The 22,896-nt window shown below is 67.8% G+C and carries 21 protein-coding genes; 10 read left to right on the top strand and 11 right to left on the bottom strand.

The annotated features are described in order from the left end of the window. Positions 1-5 precede the first annotated feature (5 nt). Positions 6-914, top strand: a complete 909-nt coding sequence (prmB, locus tag HWX08_RS16360; protein ID WP_069256994.1) for a 50S ribosomal protein L3 N(5)-glutamine methyltransferase — start codon at positions 6-8, stop codon at positions 912-914. Between the two features lie 108 nt (positions 915-1,022). After that, on the top strand, positions 1,023-2,462 hold the full coding sequence (gene cls / locus HWX08_RS16355) for a cardiolipin synthase (protein ID WP_069256995.1): 1,440 nt from the start codon (positions 1,023-1,025) through the stop codon (positions 2,460-2,462). 43 nt (positions 2,463-2,505) lie between these two features. On the opposite strand, the gene HWX08_RS16350 is transcribed toward cls, so the two are convergent. Beyond that, positions 2,506-2,985 (bottom strand): glutathione peroxidase, encoded by a 480-nt coding sequence (locus HWX08_RS16350; RefSeq protein ID WP_174922842.1) that lies wholly within the window; start codon positions 2,983-2,985, stop codon positions 2,506-2,508. A 136-nt stretch (positions 2,986-3,121) separates the two neighbouring features. On the opposite strand from HWX08_RS16350, the gene HWX08_RS16345 reads away from it, so the two are divergent. Continuing rightward, a complete protein-coding gene (locus HWX08_RS16345) occupies positions 3,122-5,053 on the top strand; it encodes an ATP-binding cassette domain-containing protein (RefSeq protein ID WP_069256997.1) in 1,932 nt (643 codons plus the stop codon). Positions 5,054-5,294: 241 nt separating this feature from the next. Here the strand turns inward: HWX08_RS16345 and HWX08_RS16340 are convergent, their stop codons facing one another. The 3 genes from HWX08_RS16340 to alr all read right to left on the bottom strand — a co-directional run bounded on the left by HWX08_RS16340 (position 5,295) and on the right by alr (position 8,166). Continuing rightward, the gene (locus HWX08_RS16340; protein ID WP_069256998.1) at positions 5,295-5,561 is read right to left on the bottom strand and encodes a DUF2866 domain-containing protein; all 267 of its coding nucleotides are present in this window, start codon (positions 5,559-5,561) and stop codon (positions 5,295-5,297) included. A gap of 146 nt (positions 5,562-5,707) precedes the next feature. Further along, on the bottom strand, positions 5,708-7,084 hold the full coding sequence (radA, locus tag HWX08_RS16335; protein ID WP_069256999.1) for a DNA repair protein RadA: 1,377 nt from the start codon (positions 7,082-7,084) through the stop codon (positions 5,708-5,710). Positions 7,085-7,095: 11 nt separating this feature from the next. Continuing rightward, the gene (gene alr, locus HWX08_RS16330) at positions 7,096-8,166 is read right to left on the bottom strand and encodes an alanine racemase (RefSeq protein WP_174922843.1); all 1,071 of its coding nucleotides are present in this window, start codon (positions 8,164-8,166) and stop codon (positions 7,096-7,098) included. A gap of 218 nt (positions 8,167-8,384) precedes the next feature. Between alr and lplT the strand changes: the two genes are divergently transcribed. Continuing rightward, positions 8,385-9,692: a lysophospholipid transporter LplT gene (gene lplT, locus HWX08_RS16325; protein WP_069257001.1), complete on the top strand. Its 1,308-nt coding sequence runs from the start codon at positions 8,385-8,387 to the stop codon at positions 9,690-9,692. A gap of 58 nt (positions 9,693-9,750) precedes the next feature. Further along, positions 9,751-10,560 (top strand): bifunctional hydroxymethylpyrimidine kinase/phosphomethylpyrimidine kinase, encoded by an 810-nt coding sequence (thiD, locus tag HWX08_RS16320; protein WP_107314104.1) that lies wholly within the window; start codon positions 9,751-9,753, stop codon positions 10,558-10,560. 18 nt (positions 10,561-10,578) lie between these two features. Here thiD and HWX08_RS16315 read toward each other — a convergent pair whose 3' ends face one another. Genes HWX08_RS16315 through tsaB form a run of 4 tightly spaced genes read right to left on the bottom strand, consistent with a single transcriptional unit; the run spans position 10,579 to position 13,820 of the window. Next, positions 10,579-11,544 (bottom strand): DUF1853 family protein, encoded by a 966-nt coding sequence (locus HWX08_RS16315; protein WP_174922844.1) that lies wholly within the window; start codon positions 11,542-11,544, stop codon positions 10,579-10,581. Continuing rightward, a complete protein-coding gene (locus HWX08_RS16310; RefSeq protein WP_174922845.1) occupies positions 11,541-12,569 on the bottom strand; it encodes a uracil-DNA glycosylase in 1,029 nt (342 codons plus the stop codon). Before HWX08_RS16310 ends, HWX08_RS16315 begins: the two co-directional genes overlap by 4 nt. Beyond that, positions 12,556-13,056: a ribosomal protein S18-alanine N-acetyltransferase gene (rimI, locus tag HWX08_RS16305; protein WP_174922846.1), complete on the bottom strand. Its 501-nt coding sequence runs from the start codon at positions 13,054-13,056 to the stop codon at positions 12,556-12,558. Before rimI ends, HWX08_RS16310 begins: the two co-directional genes overlap by 14 nt. Then, complete coding sequence (gene tsaB / locus HWX08_RS16300; RefSeq protein ID WP_174922847.1) at positions 13,053-13,820, bottom strand: tRNA (adenosine(37)-N6)-threonylcarbamoyltransferase complex dimerization subunit type 1 TsaB; 768 nt, start codon at positions 13,818-13,820, stop codon at positions 13,053-13,055. The genes rimI and tsaB overlap by 4 nt, the downstream gene beginning before the upstream one ends. Positions 13,821-13,967: 147 nt before the next feature. On the opposite strand from tsaB, the gene HWX08_RS16295 reads away from it, so the two are divergent. The 3 genes from HWX08_RS16295 to aceA all read left to right on the top strand — a co-directional run bounded on the left by HWX08_RS16295 (position 13,968) and on the right by aceA (position 17,849). Further along, the gene (locus HWX08_RS16295; protein ID WP_031399394.1) at positions 13,968-14,237 is read left to right on the top strand and encodes an acyl-CoA-binding protein; all 270 of its coding nucleotides are present in this window, start codon (positions 13,968-13,970) and stop codon (positions 14,235-14,237) included. A 361-nt stretch (positions 14,238-14,598) separates the two neighbouring features. Continuing rightward, positions 14,599-16,140: a DEAD/DEAH box helicase gene (locus HWX08_RS16290; RefSeq protein WP_069257007.1), complete on the top strand. Its 1,542-nt coding sequence runs from the start codon at positions 14,599-14,601 to the stop codon at positions 16,138-16,140. Between the two features lie 401 nt (positions 16,141-16,541). After that, positions 16,542-17,849: an isocitrate lyase gene (gene aceA, locus HWX08_RS16285; RefSeq protein WP_174922848.1), complete on the top strand. Its 1,308-nt coding sequence runs from the start codon at positions 16,542-16,544 to the stop codon at positions 17,847-17,849. A 199-nt stretch (positions 17,850-18,048) separates the two neighbouring features. Here the strand turns inward: aceA and HWX08_RS16280 are convergent, their stop codons facing one another. Together HWX08_RS16280 and HWX08_RS16275 are read right to left on the bottom strand one after the other, a co-directional pair. Next, a complete protein-coding gene (locus HWX08_RS16280; RefSeq protein ID WP_174922849.1) occupies positions 18,049-18,483 on the bottom strand; it encodes a universal stress protein in 435 nt (144 codons plus the stop codon). Positions 18,484-18,642: 159 nt separating this feature from the next. Then, positions 18,643-19,548 (bottom strand): LysR family transcriptional regulator, encoded by a 906-nt coding sequence (locus HWX08_RS16275; protein WP_069257009.1) that lies wholly within the window; start codon positions 19,546-19,548, stop codon positions 18,643-18,645. A 155-nt stretch (positions 19,549-19,703) separates the two neighbouring features. Here HWX08_RS16275 and HWX08_RS16270 point away from each other — a divergent pair, with 155 nt between their 5' ends. Then, a complete protein-coding gene (locus tag HWX08_RS16270) occupies positions 19,704-20,465 on the top strand; it encodes a haloacid dehalogenase type II (RefSeq protein ID WP_174922850.1) in 762 nt (253 codons plus the stop codon). A 67-nt stretch (positions 20,466-20,532) separates the two neighbouring features. After that, positions 20,533-22,125, top strand: coding sequence for a malate synthase A (gene aceB, locus HWX08_RS16265; protein ID WP_069257011.1), 1,593 nt, complete (start codon positions 20,533-20,535; stop codon positions 22,123-22,125). Between the two features lie 124 nt (positions 22,126-22,249). Here the strand turns inward: aceB and HWX08_RS16260 are convergent, their stop codons facing one another. Beyond that, the gene (locus HWX08_RS16260) at positions 22,250-22,663 is read right to left on the bottom strand and encodes a gamma-glutamylcyclotransferase family protein (protein ID WP_069257012.1); all 414 of its coding nucleotides are present in this window, start codon (positions 22,661-22,663) and stop codon (positions 22,250-22,252) included. Positions 22,664-22,896: the final 233 nt, after the last annotated feature.

The following is a 22,896-nucleotide window of genomic DNA, read 5'->3' as shown; positions in this document are numbered from 1 at the left end:
CTCGCATGACGACACCTTTTGCCACAGTTCGCGACCTGCTGCGCTACGCGGTCACGCGCTTCTCGAAGGCGAAGCTCGCGTTCGGCCACGGCTCCGACAATGCGTACGACGAAGCGGCCTACCTCGTGCTGCGCACGCTCGACCTGCCGCTCGACACGCTCGAGCCGTTCCTCGACGCACGGCTGCTGCCCGACGAAATCGCGGCGGTGCTCGCGGTGATCGAACGGCGCGCGACCGACCGCGTGCCGGCCGCTTACCTCACGCACGAAGCGTGGATGCACGGCCACCGCTTCTACGTCGACGAACGCGTGATCGTGCCGCGCTCGTTCATCGGCGAACTGCTCGACGACGGGCTGCAGCCGTACGTCGCCGATCCCGAGCAGGTCGGCGCGGTGCTTGAGCTGTGCACGGGCTCCGGCTGCCTCGCGATCCTCGCGGCGAGCGCGTTCCCGAACGCCGAGATCGACGCCGTCGACCTGTCCGACAAGGCTCTCGAAGTCGCCGAGATCAACGTGCGCGAATACGGCCTCGAAGACCGCATCGCGCTGCATCGCGGCGACCTGTACGCACCGCTGCCCGCTTTCCGCACCGATCCGGGCGCGCGCTACGACGTGATCCTGACGAACCCGCCGTACGTGAACGCGTCGTCGATGGCCGCCCTGCCGCCCGAGTACCGGCACGAGCCGGAGATGGCGCTCGCGGGCGGCGACGACGGGATGGACATCGTGCGACGCATCGTCGCCGAAGCCCATCGCTGGCTGCATGACGACGGCGTGCTCGTCGTCGAGATCGGCAACGAACGCGAAAACGTCGAAGCCGCGTTCGGCGGCCTCGAGCTCACGTGGCTGCCCACCAGTGCGGGCGACGACGCCGTGTTCCTGATCCAGGCGTCGGACCTGCCGCGCAAGGGCTGAGCCGCTTCGGCCCGCCCGCCGTGCGGCGCACCGTTGCGCCGCACGGTTGGGTAAGATGCGCGTAGGCGGCCGCCCGGCCGCGCGACCTCAGGAGTCCGTCACGCGCTCATGACCCTCGACTGGCTACATCTCGGCACCCTGATCCTGACCATCCATGTGCTCGGGATCGTCGCGGCATGCCACGCGATCCTGAACACGCGCACGTCGCAAGGCGCGATCGCGTGGGCCGTCTCGCTCGCGGCCATGCCGTATCTCACGCTCGTTCCGTACCTGTTCCTCGGCCGCAGCAAGTTCTCCGGCTACGTCGACGCCCGGCGTCACGAGCTGGAAATGTTGCGCATGCACACACCGCGCTCGCCGTGGCTCAGTACCGACGCGACCGACGGGCCGGCCGCCGACGCGATCGGCCAGGCCGCCGTGCTCGCGCTCACGCGGCTCGGCGGGATGCCGTTCCTCGGCGGCAATTCGGTCCGCACGCTCGTGAACGGCGACGCGACGTTCTCGGCGATCCTGGCGGCCATCGACGCCGCGCGCGACTACGTGGTGGTGCAGTTCTTCATCGTGCGGGACGATGCGCTCGGCCGGATGCTGCGCGACTCGCTGCTCGCGCGCGCGGCAGCCGGCGTGCGCTGCTGCCTGCTGTACGACAGCATCGGCAGCTTCGACCTGCCGCGCAGCTATGTCGACACGCTGCGCCGGGGCGGCGTCGAGGTTCATCCGTTCGCGACCAACCGGAAGTTCGTCAACCGCTTCCAGCTCAACTTCCGCAACCACCGCAAGATCGTCGTCGTCGACGGCAATCGCGCGTTCGTCGGCGGCCACAACGTCGGCGTCGAGTATCTCGGTGCGAACCGGCGGCTGTCGCCGTGGCGCGACACGCACATCGAGATCCGCGGCCCGGTGGTCGCGAGCATCCAGTACGTGTTCGCCGAAGACTGGCACTGGGCCACGCAGCGGCTGCCGCCGCTCGCGATGCCGCCGCCCGCGCAGCCCGGCGACCACATGCATTGCCTCGCGGTGCCGATGGGGCCGGCCGACAAGCAGGAGACGGGCTCGCTGTTCTTCGTCGAGGCGATCAATGCCGCGCGCGAGCGGGTCTGGATCACCACGCCGTACCTCGTCCCCGACGAAGCCGTGATCGCCGCGCTGAAGCTCGCCGTGATGCGCGGCGTCGACGTGCGCATCCTGATCCCGAGCCGGCGCGATCACTACGTGGTGTTCGAAGCGTCGAAGCTGTACGCGCGCGACCTGGTCGACGCGGGCGTCAAGGTGTTCCGCTACCGGCCCGGCTTCCTGCACCAGAAGGTCGTGCTGATCGACCGCATCGCGGCGGCGATCGGCAGCGCGAACCTCGACAACCGCTCGTTCCGCCTCAATTTCGAGATCATGGTGCTGACCGTCGACCGGACCTTCGCCGACGAAGTCGAGACGATGCTCGACGCCGATTTCGCGCAGGCGTACGAAGTCGATGCAAACGAATACCGGCGGGCAGCCGCGTGGCGGCGCATCGCGATGCACGTCGCGCGGCTGTTCGCACCGATCCTCTGACGGCCGCGGCGGCGTGCATGCGCCTGCATCGCCGCCGACGCCGTCACAGCAGTTTGTCGATATCCGCGGCGATTTCCTCCGGCTTGGTCGACGGCGCGTAGCGCTTGACGATGCGCCCGTCGCGATCGATCAGGAATTTCGTGAAATTCCACTTGATCGCCTTCAGGCCGAGAATGCCGGGGGCTTCGTCGGTCAGGTAGCGATACAGCGGATGCGCGTGGTCGCCCTTCACGTCGATCTTCGCGAACATCGGGAACGTGACGCCGTAATTGCGTTCGCAGAACGCGCCGATCTGCGCGGCGTCGCCCGGCTCCTGCCTGCCGAACTGGTTGCACGGAAAGCCGAGCACGTAGAAACCGCGCGCCGCGTGCTGGTCGTACAGCTTCTGCAGGCCCGCGTACTGCGGGGTGAAACCGCACTCGCTCGCGGTGTTGACGATCAGCAGCACCTTGCCGCGATAGGCGTCGAGCGAAACCGGCGCGCCGGCGAGCGTCTCTGCGCTGAACGAATACAGGGTGGACATCGGGCACTCCTTTTACGAAACCGGATCGACGTGGAGTCTAGGCGAAATTGCCCCGTCGCGACATCCGCCGAACGGCCAATGGCCGGCGCAGGCGGCGCGCAGTCTAGAATAGCGGTTTTGGCCAGTCATTTCCGCCGTGATCCGTTTCAATCAGTTCAGCCTTGCGCGCGGCACCAAGCCGCTGTTCGAGTCGACCTCGTTCGTGCTCAATCCCGGCGAGAAAGCCGGCCTGATCGGCGCGAACGGCGCCGGCAAGTCGACGCTCTTCTCGGTCCTGCGCGGCGAGCTGCACTCCGACGGCGGCGATTTCTCGATGCCGCCGTCGTGGCGGATCGCCCACGTGTCGCAGGAAACGCCTGCCGTCGATCGTTCCGCGCTCGACTACACGCTCGACGGCGACGCCGCGCTGCGCGAGATCGAAGCGCGCATCGCCGCCGCTTCCGCCGCGCATGACGGCGCTGCCGAAGCCGACGCGCACGCGGCGTTCGCCGATGCCGACGGCTACACCGCGCCGGCCCGCGCCGAGGCGCTGCTGCTCGGCCTCGGCTTCACGCTCGCGCAAACCCGCGAATCCGTCGCGAGCTTCTCCGGCGGCTGGCGCATGCGCCTGAATCTCGCGCAGGCGCTGATGTGCCGCTCCGACCTGCTGCTGCTCGACGAACCGACCAACCACCTCGACCTCGACGCGATCGTCTGGCTCGAAGACTGGCTGCACCGCTACCCCGGCACGCTCGTCGTGATTTCGCACGATCGCGAATTCCTCGATTCGATCTGCAACGTCACGCTGCATCTGGAAAACCGCCAGGTGAAGCGTTACGGCGGCAACTACTCGCAGTTCGAAGTGCTGCGCGCGCAGCAACTGGCGCTGCAGCAAAGCGCGTACGAGAAGCAGCAGAAGACGATCGAGCACCTGCAGAGCTTCGTCGACCGCTTCAAGGCCAAGGCGACCAAGGCCAAGCAGGCGCAGAGCCGGATGAAGGCGCTCGAGAAGATGGAGCTGATCGCGCCCGCGCACATCGCGTCGCCGTTCACGTTCGAATTCCGCACGCCCGATGCCGCGCCGAATCCGATGATGGTGATGGAAGACGTCCGCTGCGGCTACCACGCCGACGACGGCGCGGAAATCCCGATCGTCGAGCGCGTCGCGCTGTCGATCCAGAACGGCCAGCGCATCGGCCTGCTCGGCGCGAACGGCCAGGGCAAGTCGACGCTGATCAAGACGCTGGCCGGCACGCTCGCGCCGCTGTCGGGGCACGTGCGCGACGGCAAGGGGCTGACGATCGGCTATTTCGCGCAGCACCAGCTCGAAACGCTGCGCGAGGACGATTCGCCGCTCGCGCATCTGGCGCGGCTCGCGCCCGACACCCGCGAACAGGAACTGCGCGACTTTCTCGGCGGCTTCAACTTCTCGGGCGACATGGCGACCAGCCCGGTCGGGCCGTTCTCCGGCGGCGAAAAGGCACGCCTCGCGCTCGCGCTGATCATCTGGCAGAAGCCGAATCTGCTGCTGCTCGACGAACCGACCAACCACCTCGACCTCGAAACGCGCCATGCACTGACGATGGCGCTCGCGCAGTTCGAGGGCACGCTGATCCTCGTGTCGCACGATCGGCATCTGCTGCGCGCGACGACCGACCAGTTCATGCTGGTCGCGAAGCACCGGCTGCAGCCGTTCGACGGCGACCTCGACGACTACCGCGACTGGCTGCTGCAGCACGCGGCCGAGCAGCGCGCGGCCGCGAAGGCCGACAGCGCGGCGTCGCCGGGCGCGGGTGCCGCGGCCAACCGCAAGGACCAGAAGCGTCAGGCGGCCGAGGAGCGGCAGCGCCTGTCGGTGCTGAAAAAGCCGCTGCAGACGCGCATCACGAAGCTCGAAAAGGAAATGGAGACGCTGCACGCGGAGAAGGCGCGCCTCGACGCATTCGTCGCCGATCCGGCGAGCTACGAAGCCGAGCAAAAGACGGCGCTGACCGACGCGATCCGCAAGCTCGGCGACGTCAACACGCGTCTCGAAACGGTCGAGGCCGACTGGCTCGCGGCGCAGGAAGAACTCGAGCAGATCGGCTGAACGCCGTCCGCGGCGTCGCCGGCCGATACATCGACACGTCGGTACATCGATACGTCGCTACGCCTGCCAGCCCGGCGGGCCGGTTGCCTCGGCGTCGCCGCGGGTCCTGACATCCACGGCGCCTCGACGATCCATCCGGCGCTGAACGGGCGCGGATACGACAAGGCCGGGCGCGTGGGCCCGGCCTGTTCATTCACTCCACCGACATTCGATTCACCGATCGCTCGCCGACTTTGCCGGCTCAGCGGCGCGGCAACGTGTCGCGAGGCATCTGCTCGTCGTCGCCCATCAGGTACCGGCGCCCTTCGGTCGGCCGCCGGATCGCCGCGGCGACCTCCGCTTCCGTCACGTCCTCGGACACGACCTTGCGCGCGAGGCGCCCCTCGTCGTCGATCCATTCGACGATCCGGCATCCGCCGCCCCAAGGTTGGCGAATCGGCTCCGACACGCGGCAGCCACGCAGGTTGTAAAGGCGTCCGCTCGGCGCTGCCCGATATGATTTCAACATAGGATCCCTTCGCATTGCGCGGTTCGACAATCCGGCCAAGGATAGGGAAAAGCGATGTCCGGCGGGTTACATCAGCCTACATATTCTTTACAACGAATTACGCGACAGATCGGCGGCAGGCCCGGCCCTCATGCCTGCCGGGCCGGTCACTCGAGATCGCGCACGCGGTCGATCGCCTGCTCGAGCCGGTCGACGGCCATCACGTTCAGCCCTTCGATCGGCTGCTTCGGCGCATTCGCCTTCGGGATCAGCGCGGCCGTGAAACCGAGCTTCGCCGCCTCGCGCAGCCGTTCCTGCCCGCGCGGGGACGGGCGGATCTCGCCCGCCAGCCCCACCTCGCCGAACACGATCAGCCCCTTCGGCAACGCCTTGTTGCGCATCGACGAATGGATCGCGAGCAGTACCGCGAGGTCGGCGGCCGGCTCGGTGATCTTCACGCCGCCCACCGCATTGAGGAACACGTCCTGGTCGAAGCACGCGATGCCCGCGTGGCGGTGCAGCACCGCGAGCAGCATCGCGAGCCGGTTCTGCTCGAGGCCGACCGCGAGCCGGCGCGGGTTCGGCACGTGCGCCGTATCGACGAGCGCCTGGACTTCGACGAGCAGCGGGCGCGTGCCTTCCTGCGTGACAAGCACGCACGATCCGGGCACCACCTGCTCGTGCTGCGACAGGAACAGCGCGGACGGATTCGCGACGCCGCGCAACCCGCGCTCGGTCATCGCGAACACGCCGAGTTCGTTGACCGCACCGAAACGGTTCTTGAACGCACGCACGAGCCGGAACGACGAATGCGTATCGCCTTCGAAATACAGCACCGTGTCGACGATGTGTTCGAGCACGCGCGGGCCGGCCAGGTTGCCCTCCTTCGTCACGTGCCCGACCATGATGATCGCGGTGCCCGACTGCTTCGCGATGCGCGTGAGCTGCGCCGCGCACTCGCGCACCTGAGCGACGGAACCCGGCGCCGAGGTGAGCGCCTCCGAATAGACGGTCTGAATCGAGTCGACGACGGCCACGTCCGGCCGTTCCGCGTCGATCGCGGCCTGGATCTTTTCGAGCTGGATCTCGGCGAGCAGCTTCAACTCCGCCGCCGGCGTGCCGCCGTCGAGCAGCGCGAGCCGTTGCGCACGCAACGCGATCTGCGCGGCCGATTCCTCGCCGCTGATATAGAGTGCGCGCCGCTCGTTCGCGATGTCCGCGAGCGACTGCAGCAGCAGCGTCGACTTGCCGATGCCCGGGTCGCCGCCGATCAGCACGACGCCGCCGGGAACCAGCCCGCCGCCGAGCACGCGGTCGAACTCGCCGATGCCGGTCGAGAAACGCGGCACGTCGGCCGCTTCGATGTCGGCGAGCCGCTGGACGGGCGCCCGCTTCGCGAGCGACTGGAAACGGTGGGCCGACGGCGTCTCGGCTGCCGATTCGACCAGCGTGTTCCAGGCCTGGCACGACGGGCACTGGCCCTGCCACTTCGGGGTTTGCCCGCCGCACTCGCTGCAGACGTAGACGGTTTTCTGTTTGGCCACGCGCGACGCCCTTATTCCGCGCGCACGGGCACGCGGCCGGCGACCGCGCACATCAGCTCGTAGCCGATCGTGCCGCAATGGCGCGCGACGTCGTCGATCGGCAGCGCATTGCCCCACAGCTCGACGCGTGCGCCGACACCGGCCTGCGGGCACGGTGTAAGGTCGACGGTGATCATGTCCATCGACACGCGACCGACGATCCGCGTGCGGATGCCGTCGACGATCACGGGCGTGCCTTCGGGCGCGACCCGCGGATAGCCGTCCGCGTAACCGCACGCGACCACGCCGATCCGCATCGGCGCCTGCGCGGAGAACGTCGAGCCGTAGCCGATGGCCTGCCCCTTCGCGATCGTCTGCACGGCGATCAGCTCGGACGACAGCGTCATCGCGGGCTTCAGCCCCGTGTCGGCGATGTCGGACGACAGCCCGGACGGCGACGCGCCGTACAGCACGATGCCCGGGCGCACCCAGTCGAAGTGCGTGTCCGGATGCCACAGCACGGCCGCGGAGTTCGCGAGGCTGCGCGCGCCGGCGATGTTTTCCGCACCGCGCTCGAACGTCGCGAGCTGCTCGCCGACGCCGCGCTCGTTGTCCGCATCCGAAAAATGGGTCATCAACGTGATCTGGCCGATGCCGGGGCACGCGCGGGCGCGCTCCCATGCCGCGCGGTATTTTTCCGGCAGGTAGCCGAGCCGGTTCATCCCGCTGTTCATCTTCAGCTGCACGTTGACGGGCTTCGACAGCCGCGCCGTTTCCAGCATCCGCATCTGCTCGTCGTTGTGAACGGTCGTCGTCAGGCTGTAGCGGTCGATCACGTCGATGTCGGTCGAGCGGAAGAAGCCCTCGAGCAGCAGGATCGGGCCGGCCCAGCCGAGCTCGCGCAGCTTCACCGCCTCGTCGAGATCGAGCAGGCCGAAGCCGTCGGTACCGCGCAGGCCCGGAAACACACGGGCGAGACCGTGACCGTACGCGTTGGCCTTGACGACCGCCCAGACCTTGGACGGGCCGGCAAAGCGGCGGACGACGGAGAGATTGTTCGCGAGAGCGGCGGTGTGGATGGTGGCGGAGATCGGGCGCGGCATGGGAAATTTACGTAAAGACGCTTGCGAATCATCAGCTTACCGCGCCTTTTGAGCACCGAAGCCGACAATTTGCGGAACGATCGGGGAATCTTGCTAGTCCGAATTGGCGTATTTTCATGTTATAAAGCCGTGCGCACAACCCATTTCGAACGGAATAAGCCGATCGCATACCAGGCGGCCTACGCGGCCCTGCCGCAGCGACGAAAGCATCGCATCAGATGAAAAAAGGTTTTTACACCATCATGGCCGCGCAGTTTTTCTCGTCGCTGGCCGACAATGCGCTCCTCATCGCCGCCATCGCCCTGCTGAAAGACCTCCACGCCCCCAACTGGATGACACCGCTGCTGAAGCTGTTCTTCGTGTTGTCCTATGTGGTGCTGGCGGCCTATGTCGGCGCCTTCGCGGATTCGCGTCCGAAAGGCCGCGTGATGTTCATCACGAACTCGATCAAGGTGGTCGGCTGCATGATCATGCTGTTCGGCGCTCATCCGCTGATTGCGTACGGCATCGTCGGGTTCGGTGCCGCGGCCTATTCGCCCGCGAAATACGGCATTCTCACCGAGCTGCTGCCGGCGGACCGGCTGGTCGCCGCGAACGGCTGGATCGAAGGCACGACCGTCAGCTCGATCATCCTCGGCACCGTGCTCGGCGGCGCGCTGATCAGCCCGCACATCGCATCGCACGTGATCGCGCACACGCCCGCCTGGATCGCCACGCCCGCCGAAGCGGCGATGGCGATCATCATGGCGATCTACGTGGTCGCCGCCCTGTTCAACCTGCGCATTCCCGATACGGGCGCCCGCTACCCGAAGCAGGAACGCGGCCCGGTCAAGCTACTCACCGATTTCGCCGACTGCTTCATGGTGCTGTGGCGCGACAAGCTCGGCCAGATTTCGCTCGCGGTCACGACGCTGTTCTGGGGCGCGGGCGCGACACTCCAGTTCATCGTGCTGAAGTGGGCCGAAGTCTCGCTCGGCATGTCGCTGTCGGAAGGCGCGATCCTGCAGGCCGTGGTCGCGGTCGGTGTCGCGGCCGGCGCGATCGCCGCCGCCGCCCGGATCCCGTTGAAGAAGTCGCTGACCGTGCTGCCCGTCGGCATCATCATGGGCATCGCGGTGATGCTGATGGCGTTCTACACGCGCGACCTGTTCCCGTCGCACTGGGCCGTGCACTTCGGCCACCTGCGCATGCCCGTGTACCTGATCGTCGCGTACCTCTTCCTGATCGGCGTCGGCGCGTTGTCCGGCTACTTCGTCGTTCCGATGAACGCGCTGCTGCAACATCGCGGCCACGTGCTGCTGTCGGCCGGCCACTCGATCGCGGTGCAGAACTTCAACGAGAACCTGTCGGTGCTCGTGATGCTGTGCCTGTATGCGGTGCTCGTGTGGCTCGACGTGCCGGTCGGCATCGTGATCGTGCTGTTCGGCACGTTCGTGTGCCTGACGATGTGGCTCGTGATGCGCCGCCACCAGGCGAACCAGCGCCAGTTCGACTCGGTCGCGCTGATCGGCGAATCGCGGCACTGACGCTACCCTTTCCGTTTTCGTCCGCCGGCGCCGGTCTTCGAACCGGCGCGTTGCCATCATGACGCACCCGATACCCAACATCCTGACGATCGCCGGCTCCGATTCGGGCGGCGGCGCAGGCATCCAGGCCGACCTGAAGACCTTTTCCGCGCTCGGTGCATACGGCGCGAGCGTGATCACCGCGCTGACCGCGCAGAACACGCGCGGCGTGACCGGCGTGCATGCGCCGGATGCCGCGTTCGTGACCGCGCAACTCGACGCGGTGTTCGACGACATCCGCATCGATGCGGTCAAGATCGGGATGCTCGCGAACGCGGCGATCGTGCACGCGGTCGCCGACGCGCTGCGCCGCTACGCGCCGCGTTTCGTCGTGCTCGACACGGTGATGATCTCGAAGAGCGCGCACGCGCTGCTCGCGCCCGATGCGGTCGACGCGTTGCGCCACGCGCTGTTGCCGCTCGCGACGGTCGTCACGCCGAACCTGCCCGAAGCGGCCGCCCTGCTGAACGATGCGGCCGCAACCACCGAAGACGACATGGTCCGGCAAGGCCAGGCGTTGCTGCAGACGGGCGCGCGCGCCGTGCTGATGAAAGGCGGCCATCTGCCCGACGCGTCCGCGAGCCCCGACTGGCTCGTCGAGGCGGCGCGCACCGTGCGGCTCGATGGGGCGCGCGTGCCGGTCAGCAACACGCACGGCACCGGCTGCACGCTGTCGTCGGCGATCGCCGCGCTGCTGCCGCAGCAGCCCGACCTCGAAAGCGCGGTACGCGAGGCCAAGACCTATCTCACCGGCGCGATCGCCGCGAGCGGCCAGCTCGACGTCGGCCACGGCGTCGGCCCCGTCCATCACTTCCATCGCTGGTGGTAAGCGCCGGCTGATACGGCGTCAGTGATCCTCAGCGGCGAACGCCTGCGCGCGCGCCGGCCAGTCGTCGGACACGACGAAGCCGCGCGACGTCTCGCGCCAGATGCCGTCACCGCCCCGTTCATGGACGCCGATCAACGCGGGCGCCTCGCGCACCGTCAATTCCGGCGGCAGTTCCAGCGCGGCCGCGAGCGGCTCGGGGGCGAATCCGGCACCGGCGGCGGCCCGTCGCGGCGCAAGCCACGCGAGCCGCGGCAACACGCTCCATGCGACGCCCGCACGCTGCGCGGCCGCCCACGCCGGCCACTGCGCGTGCGTGAGCCAGAAACCGTGCGGGTGATCCGGCGCGATTTCCGCGGACACCCGCGGCAACGGCGCGCCGTACGGATAGAACAACCAGCCCTTGATGAACATCTGCGCGTCGGACGGCGCGCCGTAGCCGAGCCGCGCAAACCCGTCGCGATCGCCGAGCCGCAGCTGGTGGTCGAGCAAGCGACAGCGCTTGCGGTCGAACCGGTCGACGAGGTTGGGGCCGACGAAATCCGCGAGCGATGCGCCGGCTCGTACCGGCGCGCACAGATAGCACTTCACCGCGAGCTCCCAGTGCAGGCGCCGCCCGTCCGGCGTGTCGACGAGAAAATCGACTTCGCCGAGCGTCTTGCCGTTGCTGCGCAGCGGCAGGTTCGCCGCGACGAGCCGCAGCGACGGTCCGTGCGTCAGGAAATACTCGAGCAGGCATTCGGCGTAGCGGCCGAGCCGGGTGGGCCGGAACCCGTCGAGCGCGCGATGCAGCGGCTCGGGCTGCGCATCGAGCGCGGCGAGCCACGTTTCGACGGCCGTCCATCCGGCCGTATCGAGCCATGGAGCGGCGAGCGGCGCGCCCGGTACCGCGGTGAGCAGGCTCGGGCTGGCCAGCAACCAGCCCAGATCCCGAACCGCGACGTCGTGCAGCGTGTCGACGAAGACGAACGCCGCGCCGGCCGTCATTGTCCGGCCGGCCCGTTCGCGTCGGCGCCTTCGGCGCGCCGGAACGTGTCGCGCGCGAGGCACAGGTCGGCCCATGCCTTCGACTTGTCCGGCAGGCTGCGCAGCAGATACGCCGGGTGGTAGGTCACGATCACCGGCACGCCTTCGTAGGCATGCACGCGGCCGCGCAGCGACGCAATGCTCGCGTCGGTCTTCAGCAGGGTCTGCGCGGCGAAGCGGCCGAGCGCCACAATCAGCTTCGGCTTCACGAGCGCGACCTGACGCTGCAGATAGGGCTCGCAGCTCGCCACCTCGTTCGGCTCCGGATTGCGGTTGCCGGGCGGCCGGCACTTGATCACGTTCGCGATGTACACGTTGTCGCCGCGCTTGAGCGACAGCGACTGCAGCATGTTGTCGAGCAGCTTGCCGGCCTGGCCGACGAACGGCTCGCCCTGCTTGTCCTCGTTCTCGCCCGGCGCTTCGCCGATCAGCATCCAGTCCGCTTCGCGGTCGCCGACGCCGAACACGGTGTTGGTCCGCTTCTCGCACAGACCGCACAGCGTGCAGTCGGCCACGCGCGCAGCGAGCGCATCCCAGTCAAGGGCGGCAACCGGCGTGCCGACGGCACGCGATTCGGCCACCGGCGCGGGTTCGCCCGGCGGCGCCGCATCGAACCACGCGAAATCGTCGGCCGTGGCAGGCGGAGCATCGTCCATCGGCGGCATCGTGCCGGTCGACGCGACCGGCGCGACCCGTGCGGGCGCCCGATCGCCGTCGCCGCCCCGTGGAGCCGGGGCGACCGGCTCGCGAGCCGGCGGAGCATCGCCGCTGCGCACTACGGCGGGCGGTGACTCGTCTTGCACCGGCGTACGCGCGGTGCGCGCAGCGCGCTCGGTCGCGACGTCAGGCGCGGCGTCCGCCATACCGGTTCGCGCCGCGGCCGGTGCGGCGGCGGCCGCGCCCTCGCCTTCCTCCGCGCGCTGCCCGCGCCGCACCCAGATCTGCGCGAGGCCCATTTCCTCGAGCGCCGCTTCAGCCCATGCCATGCGCGTCCCCCTCATCCTTGTTCAGCGTCAGACGCATCACGATCGCGTCCTCCCGGCTGCGATGCTTCGCCGGGTAATAGTTCTTGCGCCGGCCGATCGTCACGAAGCCGAAACGCTCGTACAACTGGATCGCGCGCGGATTGGACGGCCGCACCTCGAGCAGCACGCCGTCGAGCCCTTCCGCGCGCGTAATGCGCACGGCCTCGCGCAGCAGCGCGAGGCCCGCACCCGCGCGCTGCGCGGCCGGCGCGACGCACAGGTTCAGCAGATGCATCTCGTCGACGACGGGCATCAGCACGCAATAGCCGATCAGCGCCCCCGTCACGTGCCGCAGACACACGCCCAGATAGCCGTTACGCAACGAATCCTCGAAGTTGCCGCGACTCCACGGGAATTCGTATGCGACGCGCTCGATCGCGACGACCTCGTCGAGATCGGCATCCGTCATCGGCGCCAGATAGCGGTCGCTCAGCAGGACGCCCGTCATCCGTTCGCTCCGCCCGTCTGCGCGGCCCGTGCCGCGATGCGCTCGGCGGTCGTCTGCGCGACCTTGTCGCGCACGTACTCCGGCGCCGCCTGATCGGCCGGCACCGTGCGGCCCGCCCGGAACGCGCGCAGCGCGGCATGGGCGACCGCCAGCGCGTGCGGCATCGCATCGCCGTCGATCGCGGCAGCCCGCGTGGCGGCCGGCAACTGCGCGCCGAACGCGGCAGCCGCATTGCCCGCGAGCGTGAACGGCGCATCGGGCACGCCGACGGCGCCCGGCGCATCGAGCGAAGCCGGATGCAACGTGCGCCAGTCGCCGGTGCTGTCGTCCCATTCGAAATCCGCCCAGTACGCTTCGTCCATCCGCGCATCCAGTGCGGCCAGCACGCGGGTCGTGCCGGGCGCGCGCAGCCGTGCGTGCTCGGCGCAGGCGAGCAGCGTGCCGATCGGCACGACCGGCAGCCCGCATCCGAATGCGAGACCCTGGGTAATGCCCGTCGCGGTGCGCAGGCCGGTGAACGAGCCGGGGCCCGCGCCGAACGCGATGGCATCGCAATCGGCGAGCGTCAGCCCCGATTCGGCGAAAAGCGCCTGGATCGCCGGCAGCACGCGCGTGCTCGACACGGCGCCCGTCAGCTCGTGGCGGACCCAGGTTTGCGGGGTGGAAACGGCGTCATCGGCATGGGCCGAGCGCAGCAGCGCGACCGAGCAGTATTCGGTCGACGTATCGATGGCGAGGAGCACTGTTTGCGTCATGGGCGACATTGTAATGCGGCGCCCCGCTCCCACGGGCGATCGGGCCCGATCCGCGCGCACGCGCCGCCGCGGTGGCGGTTTGGAAGGATCGCTCGACCCCGCGCAACGGTCCGCTTGTTAAGATCGCCCGACCTGAAACCCTTACGGAGACATTCGATGAGCGACCTCACCGCCCAATTCGACCAGGCCCAGATCGACGTCAAGCAACTGACGGAACGCCCGGGCAACCTGACCCTGCTGCGCCTGTACGCGCTCTTCAAGCAGGCGACCGACGGCGACGCCCACGGCGACAAGCCGGGCTTCACCGACATCGTCGGCAAATACAAGTACGACGCGTGGGATGCGCTGAAGGGCACGTCGCAGGATGCGGCGAAGCAGCAGTACATCGAACTCGTCGAATCGCTGAAGAACGGCACGGCTTCCTGACCGAATCGCCGCCGCTCGCCAATAGGCAATCAAATCGGTGGCGCAGCGCAGCAAATCTCTTTATAATGCTGGCTGCGTCATCTCCGCGCTCGGCTCGCAAGCCGTTCCGGCCCGACGCCTCGTAGCGTTAAGCTCCAATCCGGTTTAGAACCTGTCCCCTCCTGCTTCGACCTTCGCGGTCGTCACTTATCAGGCTGGCGGCCCCGCTCCTGAAGCGCGCCGCACCCAAAACAGCTTCTAATGCCTCATCCGCCGACGGTTCGGCGGATTGCACCCGTTTCCCGATTTGCTCGCTGAATCCGACGACTTGGGTATGCGCGATTGGCGCCGACGTTTCACCCACTGTGTTTCAAGGATTGTTATGACTTCGAGCATCAACTCCAGCCCGCTCAACGCGATCGCCGACCAGGCGCTCGGTCTCGACGACGCCGCCGTACCGGCCGCGGTCGAACCGGCGTCGGACGAGCCGAGCTTCGCGTCGCTCGGGTTGTCGCCGGAGATCGTCTCCGCGCTGCAGGCCGCCGGCTACGTGAAGCCGACGCCGGTCCAGCAGCGCGCGATTCCGGCCGGCATCGCCGGCCGTGACCTGCTGGTCTCGAGCCCGACCGGTTCGGGCAAGACCGCTGCATTCATGCTGCCCGCGATCGAACGTTTCGCGCAGCTCCAGAAAACGCTGGCGCAGCAACCGCGCGCGCCGCGCGAACCGAACCAGGGCGATCGCCGCGTGCGCCGCCCGCAACCCGTCGCGCGCCCGGGCCTGCTCGTGCTGACGCCGACCCGCGAACTCGCGATGCAGGTCACCACGGCCGCGTCGACCTACGGCAAGCACCTGAAGCGCCTGCGCACGGTCAGCATCCTCGGCGGCGTCGCCTACGGCCAGCAGCTGATGCTGCTCGCGAAGAACCCGGAAATCCTGGTCGCCACGCCGGGCCGTCTGCTCGACCACCTCGAGCGCGGCCGCATCGACCTGTCCGAGCTGAAGATGCTCGTGCTCGACGAAGCCGATCGCATGCTCGACATGGGCTTCATCGACGATATCGAAACGATCGTCGCCGCGACGCCCGCGACGCGCCAGACGATGCTGTTCTCGGCCACGCTCGACGGCAAGATCGGTTCGCTGACGAGCCGCCTGCTGAAGGATCCGGAGCGCATCGAGATCCAGCAGCGCCTCGAGTCGCGCGCGAACATCGCGCAGACCGTCCACTATGTGGACGACCGCGACCACAAGGATCGCCTGCTCGATCACCTGCTGCGCGACGGCGCGCTCGACCAGGCGATCATCTTCACGGCGACCAAGATCGACGCCGACCAGCTCGCCGGCCGTCTCGCCGACGCAGGCTTCGAATCGGCCGCGCTGCACGGCGACCTGCCGCAAGGCGCGCGTAACCGCACGATCCGTGCGCTGCGCGAGCGCCGCGTGCGCGTGCTCGTGGCAACCGACGTCGCGGCGCGCGGCATCGACATTCCGGGCATCACGCACGTGTTCAACTACGACCTGCCGAAGTTCGCGGAAGACTACGTGCACCGTATCGGCCGTACGGGCCGCGCGGGCCGTTCGGGCATCGCGGTGAGCCTCGTGCACCACGCCGAGCAAGGCGCGCTCAAGCGCATCGAGCGCTTCGTGCGCTCGCCGCTGCCGGTCAACGTGATCGAAGGCTTCGAGCCGCGCAAGGCGCCCCCGCGCAACGGCGGCACCGGCGGCCGCGGCCGTCCGGGCGGCGGTAACGGCGGTCGACGTTTCGGCGGCAAGCCGGGCGGCGGTCATGGCGGCAACGGCGGTCGCAGCTACGGCGGCGGCAATGGCGGCGGCTGGAGCGGCAAGCCGGGCGGCAGCCGCGACGGCGGCCCGCGTCGCGACGGCCAGCGCAGCGGCGGCCCGCGTCGCAGCAACTCCGCGTCGTAAGCACGCACGGGCGGCCACCGGCCGCCCCTCGGACGGCGGCTCGGTCCGCTCGTCCAGCCAAACCGGCGCCTGCGCGCCGGTTTTTTTTCGTCCCGCCCCACATTTCACGATACGGAAAATTTTTTTGTGTCGTAAAAAATCATGCTGCGTGGCACAACCCGCACGATTGCGGGATGGGAAAAGGCATTTCTTATCTCGAAATTTCAATTTCAACGCATTGATTCAAAACAACTAAAAATTTAACTGCCGCACCGAAAAGCCCCCTGTCCCGCGCCAGTCGATTTGCCTAGACTCTTATACAAGACCTCACGAACCGGAACGCACCGCTCCCGGTTTCGAGAACAGCATCTCCACCGTCATATTCGACCCATCTGGCATCGCACCGTATCAAGGAGCTCATCATGTCGCGTCAGCAACAGGCACTGGAACTGCAACAGCAATGGGAAACCGATCCGCGCTGGAAAGGCATCAAGCGCAGCTACTCGGCTGAGGACGTGGTCCGCCTGCGTGGTTCGGTCCCGATCGAGCACACGCTCGCGAAGCGCGGCGCGGAAAAGCTGTGGAACCTCGTCAACAACGAGCCGTTCGTCAACGCCCTCGGCGCGCTGACCGGCAACCAGGCCATGCAGCAGGTGAAGGCCGGCCTGAAGGCGATCTACCTGTCGGGCTGGCAAGTGGCCGGCGACGCGAATGTCGCGGGCGAAATGTACCCGGACCAGTCGCTGTACCCGGCCAACTCGGTTCCGCTCGTCGTGAAGCGCATCAACAACACGCTGACGCGCGCCGACCAGATCCAGTGGTCGGAAGGCAAGAGCCCGGGCGACGAAGGCTACGTCGATTTCTTCGCACCGATCGTCGCCGACGCGGAAGCCGGTTTCGGCGGCGTGCTGAACGCGTTCGAACTGATGAAGGCGATGATCGAGGCCGGCGCGTCGGGCGTCCACTTCGAGGACCAGCTCGCGTCCGTGAAGAAGTGCGGCCACATGGGCGGCAAGGTGCTGGTGCCGACGCGCGAAGCGGTCGCGAAGCTGTCGGCGGCGCGTCTCGCGGCCGACGTGATGGGCACGCCGACCCTGCTCGTCGCCCGCACCGACGCGGAAGCGGCCGACCTGATCACGTCCGACATCGACGACAACGACAAGCCGTTCCTGACGGGCGAGCGCACGGTGGAAGGCTTTTTCCGCACGAAGCCGGGCATCGAGCAGGCGATCTCGCGCGGTCTCGCGTATGCGCCGTACGCCGACCTCGTCTGGTGCGAAACCGGCAAGCCGGATCTCGAGTACGCGAAGAAATTCGCGGAAGCGATCCACAAGCAGTTCCCGGGCAAGCTGCTGTCGTACAACTGCTCGCCGTCGTTCAACTGGAAGAAGAACCTCGACGACGCGACGATCGCGAAATTCCAGAAGGAACTCGGCGCGATGGGCTACAAGTTCCAGTTCATCACGCTGGCCGGCTTCCATGCGCTGAACTACTCGATGTTCAACCTCGCGCACGGCTATGCCCGCACGCAGATGAGCGCGTTCGTCGAACTGCAGCAGGCCGAGTTCGCCGCGGCGGACAAGGGCTTCACGGCCGTCAAGCACCAGCGCGAAGTCGGCACCGGCTACTTCGACGCCGTGACGCAGACGGTCGAGCGCGAAGCGTCGACCACCGCGCTGCACGGCTCGACCGAAGACGAGCAGTTCTTCGACGGCAAGAAGGTCGCGTAAGCAGACAAGCACGACGCGCGACGCGTCGTGCCGATACACGCGCCGTCACGCGACGGCGCGGCATCGGCCACCGAATAAAAATCAGGGAGGAGACGGCAGGCGTGCGATACCGATCGCGCGACCGGCCGCGCGGCCTGCGGGCCGCCAGCAACGACGCGCGCCGGCTCCGTCCGGCGCGCCCTTTTTCCAGGGCGCCGCCCTACCGATAGACGATCACCGGAATTTTCGTATGGGTCAGCACGCGCTGCGTCTCGCTGCCGATCAGCAAGCTGCCGAGCCCGCGGCGTCCGTGGGACGCCATGAAGATCACGTCGCAGCCGCCGCGTTCGGCCGCCTCGATAATGCCGAGATACGGCGACGGGTGCACGCTCGTCCAGGTGTCGCAGGCGACGCCGGCCACCTTCGCGGCCGATTCGACCTCGTCGAGATGCGCACGTGCCTCGCGCTCGCTGCGCGCACGGAAATCGGCGGGCGGCTCGATGATCACTTCGGAAAACGGCGAATACGGGTACTGCGGCAGGCACGCGTAGGCCGTGACGCGCGCACCGACCGCGCGAGCCAGGTCGATCGCGCCGTCGATCGCCTTCTGCGACAGCTCGGAACCGTCGGTTGGAACGAGGATGTGCCGGAACATCGCGCCCTCCTTCGTCAATCGCACGCCGCACGCCGCGATCCCATCGGAGCCGGCCGCGACGCGTCGGACATACCTCCTACGAGTGTAGTGCGCGAAATCGCCGAACCGGTGCCGGCAGCGGGTTCGCCCTCATATCGGAAACGCGCGGACCCGCGCGGCCTACTCGCCCCAGTATCCGGGCCGCTCGTACGTGTGCTTCAGGTAATCGAGAAACAGCCGCACCCGCAGCGGCAGATGCCGGCGTTGCGGAAACACCGCGTGAATGCCGATCGGCGGCGCCGCGAATGCGTCGAGCACACTGACGAGGCGACCGGCCGCGATGTCGTCGCCGACCTCCCACCACGAGCGCCAGGCCAGGCCGTAGCCTTCGAGGCACCACTCGTGCAGCACCGCGCCGTCCGAGCATTCCATCGTGCCGTTCACGCGAATCGACACGACCTTGCCGTCCTCCTGGAACGTCCAGCCGCGTTGCTGGTTCGCGTTCGCCGCGAGCGCGAGGCAGTTGTGCCGCGCCAGTTCCGCGAGCGTGGCCGGCGTGCCGCGCCGCGCAAGATACGCGGGAGACGCGACGCACACGCGGCGGTTCTCGCCGAGCTTCAGCGACACGAGCGACGAGTCGGGCAGCTCGCCGAGCCGCACCGCGCAATCGAACCCCTCGTTGACGAGGTCGACCATCCGGTCGGACAGGTCGAGCGTGACCGACACGTCCGGATGCCCGACGCTGAATTCGGGCACGAGCGGCGCCACGTGCCGCCGGCCGAAGCCGGCCGGCGCGGATATGCGCAGGTGGCCGCTCGCCTTGACGCCGCCGGCCGACACGCTCGCCTCCGCGTTCTGCATGTCGTTGATGATCCGCTGGCAATCCTCGAGGAAGGCCGAGCCCTCGAAGGTCAGCGTGAGCTTGCGCGTCGTGCGCACCAGCAACTTCACGCCGAGCCGCTCCTCGAGCGCGTCGAGGCGACGGCCGATGATCGCCGGCGCGACGCCTTCCGCATGCGCGGCCGCCGACAGGCTGCCTTTCGCCGCGACCGCGGCAAACGTTTCGATCTGCTTGAACCGGTCCATGACACGCAAGGACGGCATGACCGCCCTTCAAATAGCTTGAGCCGCTCAAGATTAGGTATATGAAAGTAAAAGATCAAGTGATGATTAGCGTCTTTTTTAGCACCTACGATCACGAATAGAATCGATCCCGACCTCTGAAACTGGAGCGCAAGGCTATGTCGGCCACAACGACACTCTCCTCTCCCGACGCAATCCTCTTCGACGCATTCGGCACGTTGTTCGACGTGCGTGCGGTCCTGGCCGCGGCGGAGCAGATGTTTCCCGGTCACGGGGAACGGTTGTCGCAGCTGTGGCGACGCAAGCAGATCGAATACTCGCAACTGCGCACGCTGGCCGATCCGGCCGGCGCCCGCTATCGCCCGTTCCGGGACATCACGCTCGACGCGCTGCGGTTCGCCGCGCGCCGGCTCGGGCTCGCGCTGAACAGCGCGGCCGAGAAGCGGCTGATGGACGAATACGCGTGCCTGTCCACCTATCCCGATACGGTGCCCGCGCTGCGCAGGCTGCGCGCGCTCGACCCGCGCCCGCCGCTCGGCATCCTGTCGAACGGCACGCCGCAGATGCTCGACATCGCGATCAAGAGCGCCGGCATGTCCGGCCTGTTCGATCGCGTGCTGTCGGCCGACACCGTACGCGCGTACAAGCCGAGCCCGGCCGCGTACGCGCTCGGCACCGCCGCGTTCGGACCGAACCGGCGCGGCATCGTGTTCGTGTCGTCGAACGCATGGGACGTCGCCGGCGCCGTCTGGTTCGGCTACACGACGTTCTGGCTCAACCGCACGGGCGCGCCCGCCGAGGAACTCGGCGCGCCGCCCGACGGCACGGGCACCGGCATGGCCGACCTGCTCGCCTTCCTCGCCACCCCGGCTCCGTCCGGCAAGCCCGCAAACCGCACGCGCCCCGGCCCGGGTGCATGACGTTCGCGGCGCTGCCGCCTTCCCCCTTCACCGAAACCGCAACTGACCGACCAAGGAGATGAGACTCATGAGCACCCCGATCACGCTGCCGCAAGGCATGACGATCACCGGCGAAATCAAGCCGGGTTACGAAGCGATCCTGACGCCCGACGCGCTGGCACTCGTCGCGGCGCTGCACCGCACGTTCGAACCGCGCCGCCAGGCGCTGCTGCAGGCGCGCGTCGAGCGCACGAAACGCCTCGACGCAGGCGAGCGCCCCGACTTCCTGGCCGAGACGAAGGCGATCCGCGAAGGCGACTGGAAGGTCGCGCCGCTGCCGGCCGACCTGCAATGCCGCCGTGTCGAGATCACGGGCCCCGTCGAGCGCAAGATGATCATCAACGCGCTGAACTCGGGCGCCGATTCGTACATGACGGACTTCGAGGATTCGAACGCGCCGAGCTGGACGAACCAGATCGACGGCCAGATCAACCTGAAGGACGCGGTGCGCCGCACGATCTCGCTCGAGCAGAACGGCAAGTCGTACCGGCTGAACGACAAGGTCGCGACGCTGATCGTGCGTCCGCGCGGCTGGCACCTCGACGAGAAGCACGTGACGGTCGACGGCCAGCGCGTGTCCGGCGGCATCTTCGATTTCGCACTGTTCCTGTTCCACAACGCGAAGGAACTGCTCGCGCGCGGCTCGGGCCCGTACTTCTACCTGCCGAAGATGGAAAGCCATCTCGAGGCGCGCCTGTGGAACGACATTTTCGTCGCCGCGCAGGAAGCCGTCGGCGTGCCGCGCGGGACGATCCGCGCGACGGTGCTGATCGAGACGATTCTCGCCGCGTTCGAGATGGACGAAATCCTGTACGAACTGCGCGAACACAGCTCGGGCCTGAATGCCGGCCGCTGGGACTACATCTTCTCGGCCATCAAGAAGTTCAAGAACGATCGCGACTTCTGCCTCGCCGAGCGTTCGAAGATCACGATGACGGTGCCGTTCATGCGCGCGTACGCGCTGCTGCTGCTGAAGACCTGCCACAAGCGCAACGCGCCGGCGATCGGCGGGATGAGCGCGCTGATCCCGATCAAGAACGATCCGGAAGCGAACGAGAAGGCGATGGGCGGCGTGCGCTCGGACAAGCAGCGCGACGCGACCGACGGCTACGACGGCGGCTGGGTCGCGCACCCGGGCCTCGTGCCGATCGCGATGGAGGAATTCGTGAAGGTGCTCGGCGACAAGCCGAACCAGATCGCGAAGCAGCGCGACGACGTGCAGGTCGAAGGCAGGAACCTGCTCGACTTCCAGCCGGAAGCGCCGATCACCGAAGCCGGCCTGCGCAACAACATCAACGTCGGCATCCACTACCTCGGTGCGTGGCTCGACGGCAACGGCTGCGTGCCGATCCACAACCTGATGGAAGACGCGGCGACGGCCGAAATTTCCCGTTCGCAGGTGTGGCAATGGATCCGCTCGCCGAAGGGCGTGCTCGACGACGGCCGCAAGGTCACGGCCGAACTCGTGCGCGAATTGTCGAAGGCCGAGCTCGACAACGTGAAGCGTTCGGTCGGCGGCAACACGCAGCCGTACGAGCGCGCCGCCGCGATCTTCGAGCAGATGTCGACGTCGGAGGGCTTCACCGAGTTCCTGACGCTGCCGCTGTACGAGGAAATCTGACGCCGCTGCCCGTCTCGACCGGAGTCGACCCTGCGCCGGCGCCGGTTGGATACGGTGACGGCATCAAAAAAGCGCCCCTTACGGGGCGCTTTTCTTTTGCGACGCGCGGCTGCCGCGCAACCGGTCAGACGGCTTCGCGCTCGCGCCGGTGCTGAACCCAGTCGCCCGACGCGATGCGCGGACGCCCGGCTGTCGCGTGCGCGGCAACTGGATAGTAAAGGCACGCGTACTGCCGGCCGCCGAGTTCGACCGTGACGCTCTCGGGTTTGAACAGCGAGTCGACGCCCGGATAGACGCGCTCGATCTCGTCGAGCACGGGGACGAGCCGCTCGTCGACCTCGTAGACGTCGCCCCAGACGAGCGACCTGCCGTCCGACCCGGCGATCATCCCCGGATACGTACCGAAATCGTACAGCTCGCCCGGCAGCGCGGCGGCGCCGAGCAGCGTCGGCGCGGCAATCCCGTGCCTGGCGGCCGCGTGGCCGATGTCGTTGGCCTCGCCGTTTCTCAACGTGCCGTAGACGAATACGTGACGCATCGTGGTTCTCCTCTTCGATTCATATGTTGCCGTGTTCGCGTGCGACCGGCACACGGTTCGTGCAAAATCGCCCGCGCCTCGATAGACCGCGAGACCGGCCGGTGGTTCGGAGCCGCGAGCGCGTCCGGCCCCGGGGCAGCCGTTGAATCGCCAGGCCCCCACACAAAGTTCATTTGAACGCGGCAAGATCACCGGACAAACCGCCGCATGCGCTTTCGCGGCGCCTTCTACAA

The sequence above is a fragment of the Burkholderia metallica genome (assembly GCF_902832845.1).
Lineage (GTDB): Bacteria > Pseudomonadota > Gammaproteobacteria > Burkholderiales > Burkholderiaceae > Burkholderia > Burkholderia metallica.
The sequence above is the reverse complement of the archived record's forward strand: the minus strand, read 5'-3'. Positions and strand labels throughout refer to the sequence as shown.

What these genes read in the sequence shown, in the direction of transcription:
- aceA (WP_174922848.1), top strand. Translation starts at nt 16,542, where the DNA reads ATGTCGCGTCAGCAACAGGCACTGGAACTGCAACAGCAATGGGAAACC.
- HWX08_RS16280 (WP_174922849.1), bottom strand. Translation starts at nt 18,483, where the DNA reads ATGTTCCGGCACATCCTCGTTCCAACCGACGGTTCCGAGCTGTCGCAG.
- HWX08_RS16290 (WP_069257007.1), top strand. Translation starts at nt 14,599, where the DNA reads ATGACTTCGAGCATCAACTCCAGCCCGCTCAACGCGATCGCCGACCAG.
- HWX08_RS16350 (WP_174922842.1), bottom strand. Translation starts at nt 2,985, where the DNA reads ATGTCCACCCTGTATTCGTTCAGCGCAGAGACGCTCGCCGGCGCGCCG.
- aceB (WP_069257011.1), top strand. Translation starts at nt 20,533, where the DNA reads ATGAGCACCCCGATCACGCTGCCGCAAGGCATGACGATCACCGGCGAA.
- cls (WP_069256995.1), top strand. Translation starts at nt 1,023, where the DNA reads ATGACCCTCGACTGGCTACATCTCGGCACCCTGATCCTGACCATCCAT.
- HWX08_RS16340 (WP_069256998.1), bottom strand. Translation starts at nt 5,561, where the DNA reads ATGTTGAAATCATATCGGGCAGCGCCGAGCGGACGCCTTTACAACCTG.
- HWX08_RS16270 (WP_174922850.1), top strand. Translation starts at nt 19,704, where the DNA reads ATGTCGGCCACAACGACACTCTCCTCTCCCGACGCAATCCTCTTCGAC.
- HWX08_RS16260 (WP_069257012.1), bottom strand. Translation starts at nt 22,663, where the DNA reads ATGCGTCACGTATTCGTCTACGGCACGTTGAGAAACGGCGAGGCCAAC.
- tsaB (WP_174922847.1), bottom strand. Translation starts at nt 13,820, where the DNA reads ATGTCGCCCATGACGCAAACAGTGCTCCTCGCCATCGATACGTCGACC.
- rimI (WP_174922846.1), bottom strand. Translation starts at nt 13,056, where the DNA reads ATGACGGGCGTCCTGCTGAGCGACCGCTATCTGGCGCCGATGACGGAT.
- alr (WP_174922843.1), bottom strand. Translation starts at nt 8,166, where the DNA reads ATGCCGCGCCCGATCTCCGCCACCATCCACACCGCCGCTCTCGCGAAC.
- HWX08_RS16310 (WP_174922845.1), bottom strand. Translation starts at nt 12,569, where the DNA reads ATGGCATGGGCTGAAGCGGCGCTCGAGGAAATGGGCCTCGCGCAGATC.
- HWX08_RS16315 (WP_174922844.1), bottom strand. Translation starts at nt 11,544, where the DNA reads ATGACGGCCGGCGCGGCGTTCGTCTTCGTCGACACGCTGCACGACGTC.
- HWX08_RS16295 (WP_031399394.1), top strand. Translation starts at nt 13,968, where the DNA reads ATGAGCGACCTCACCGCCCAATTCGACCAGGCCCAGATCGACGTCAAG.
- prmB (WP_069256994.1), top strand. Translation starts at nt 6, where the DNA reads ATGACGACACCTTTTGCCACAGTTCGCGACCTGCTGCGCTACGCGGTC.
- lplT (WP_069257001.1), top strand. Translation starts at nt 8,385, where the DNA reads ATGAAAAAAGGTTTTTACACCATCATGGCCGCGCAGTTTTTCTCGTCG.
- HWX08_RS16275 (WP_069257009.1), bottom strand. Translation starts at nt 19,548, where the DNA reads ATGGACCGGTTCAAGCAGATCGAAACGTTTGCCGCGGTCGCGGCGAAA.
- thiD (WP_107314104.1), top strand. Translation starts at nt 9,751, where the DNA reads ATGACGCACCCGATACCCAACATCCTGACGATCGCCGGCTCCGATTCG.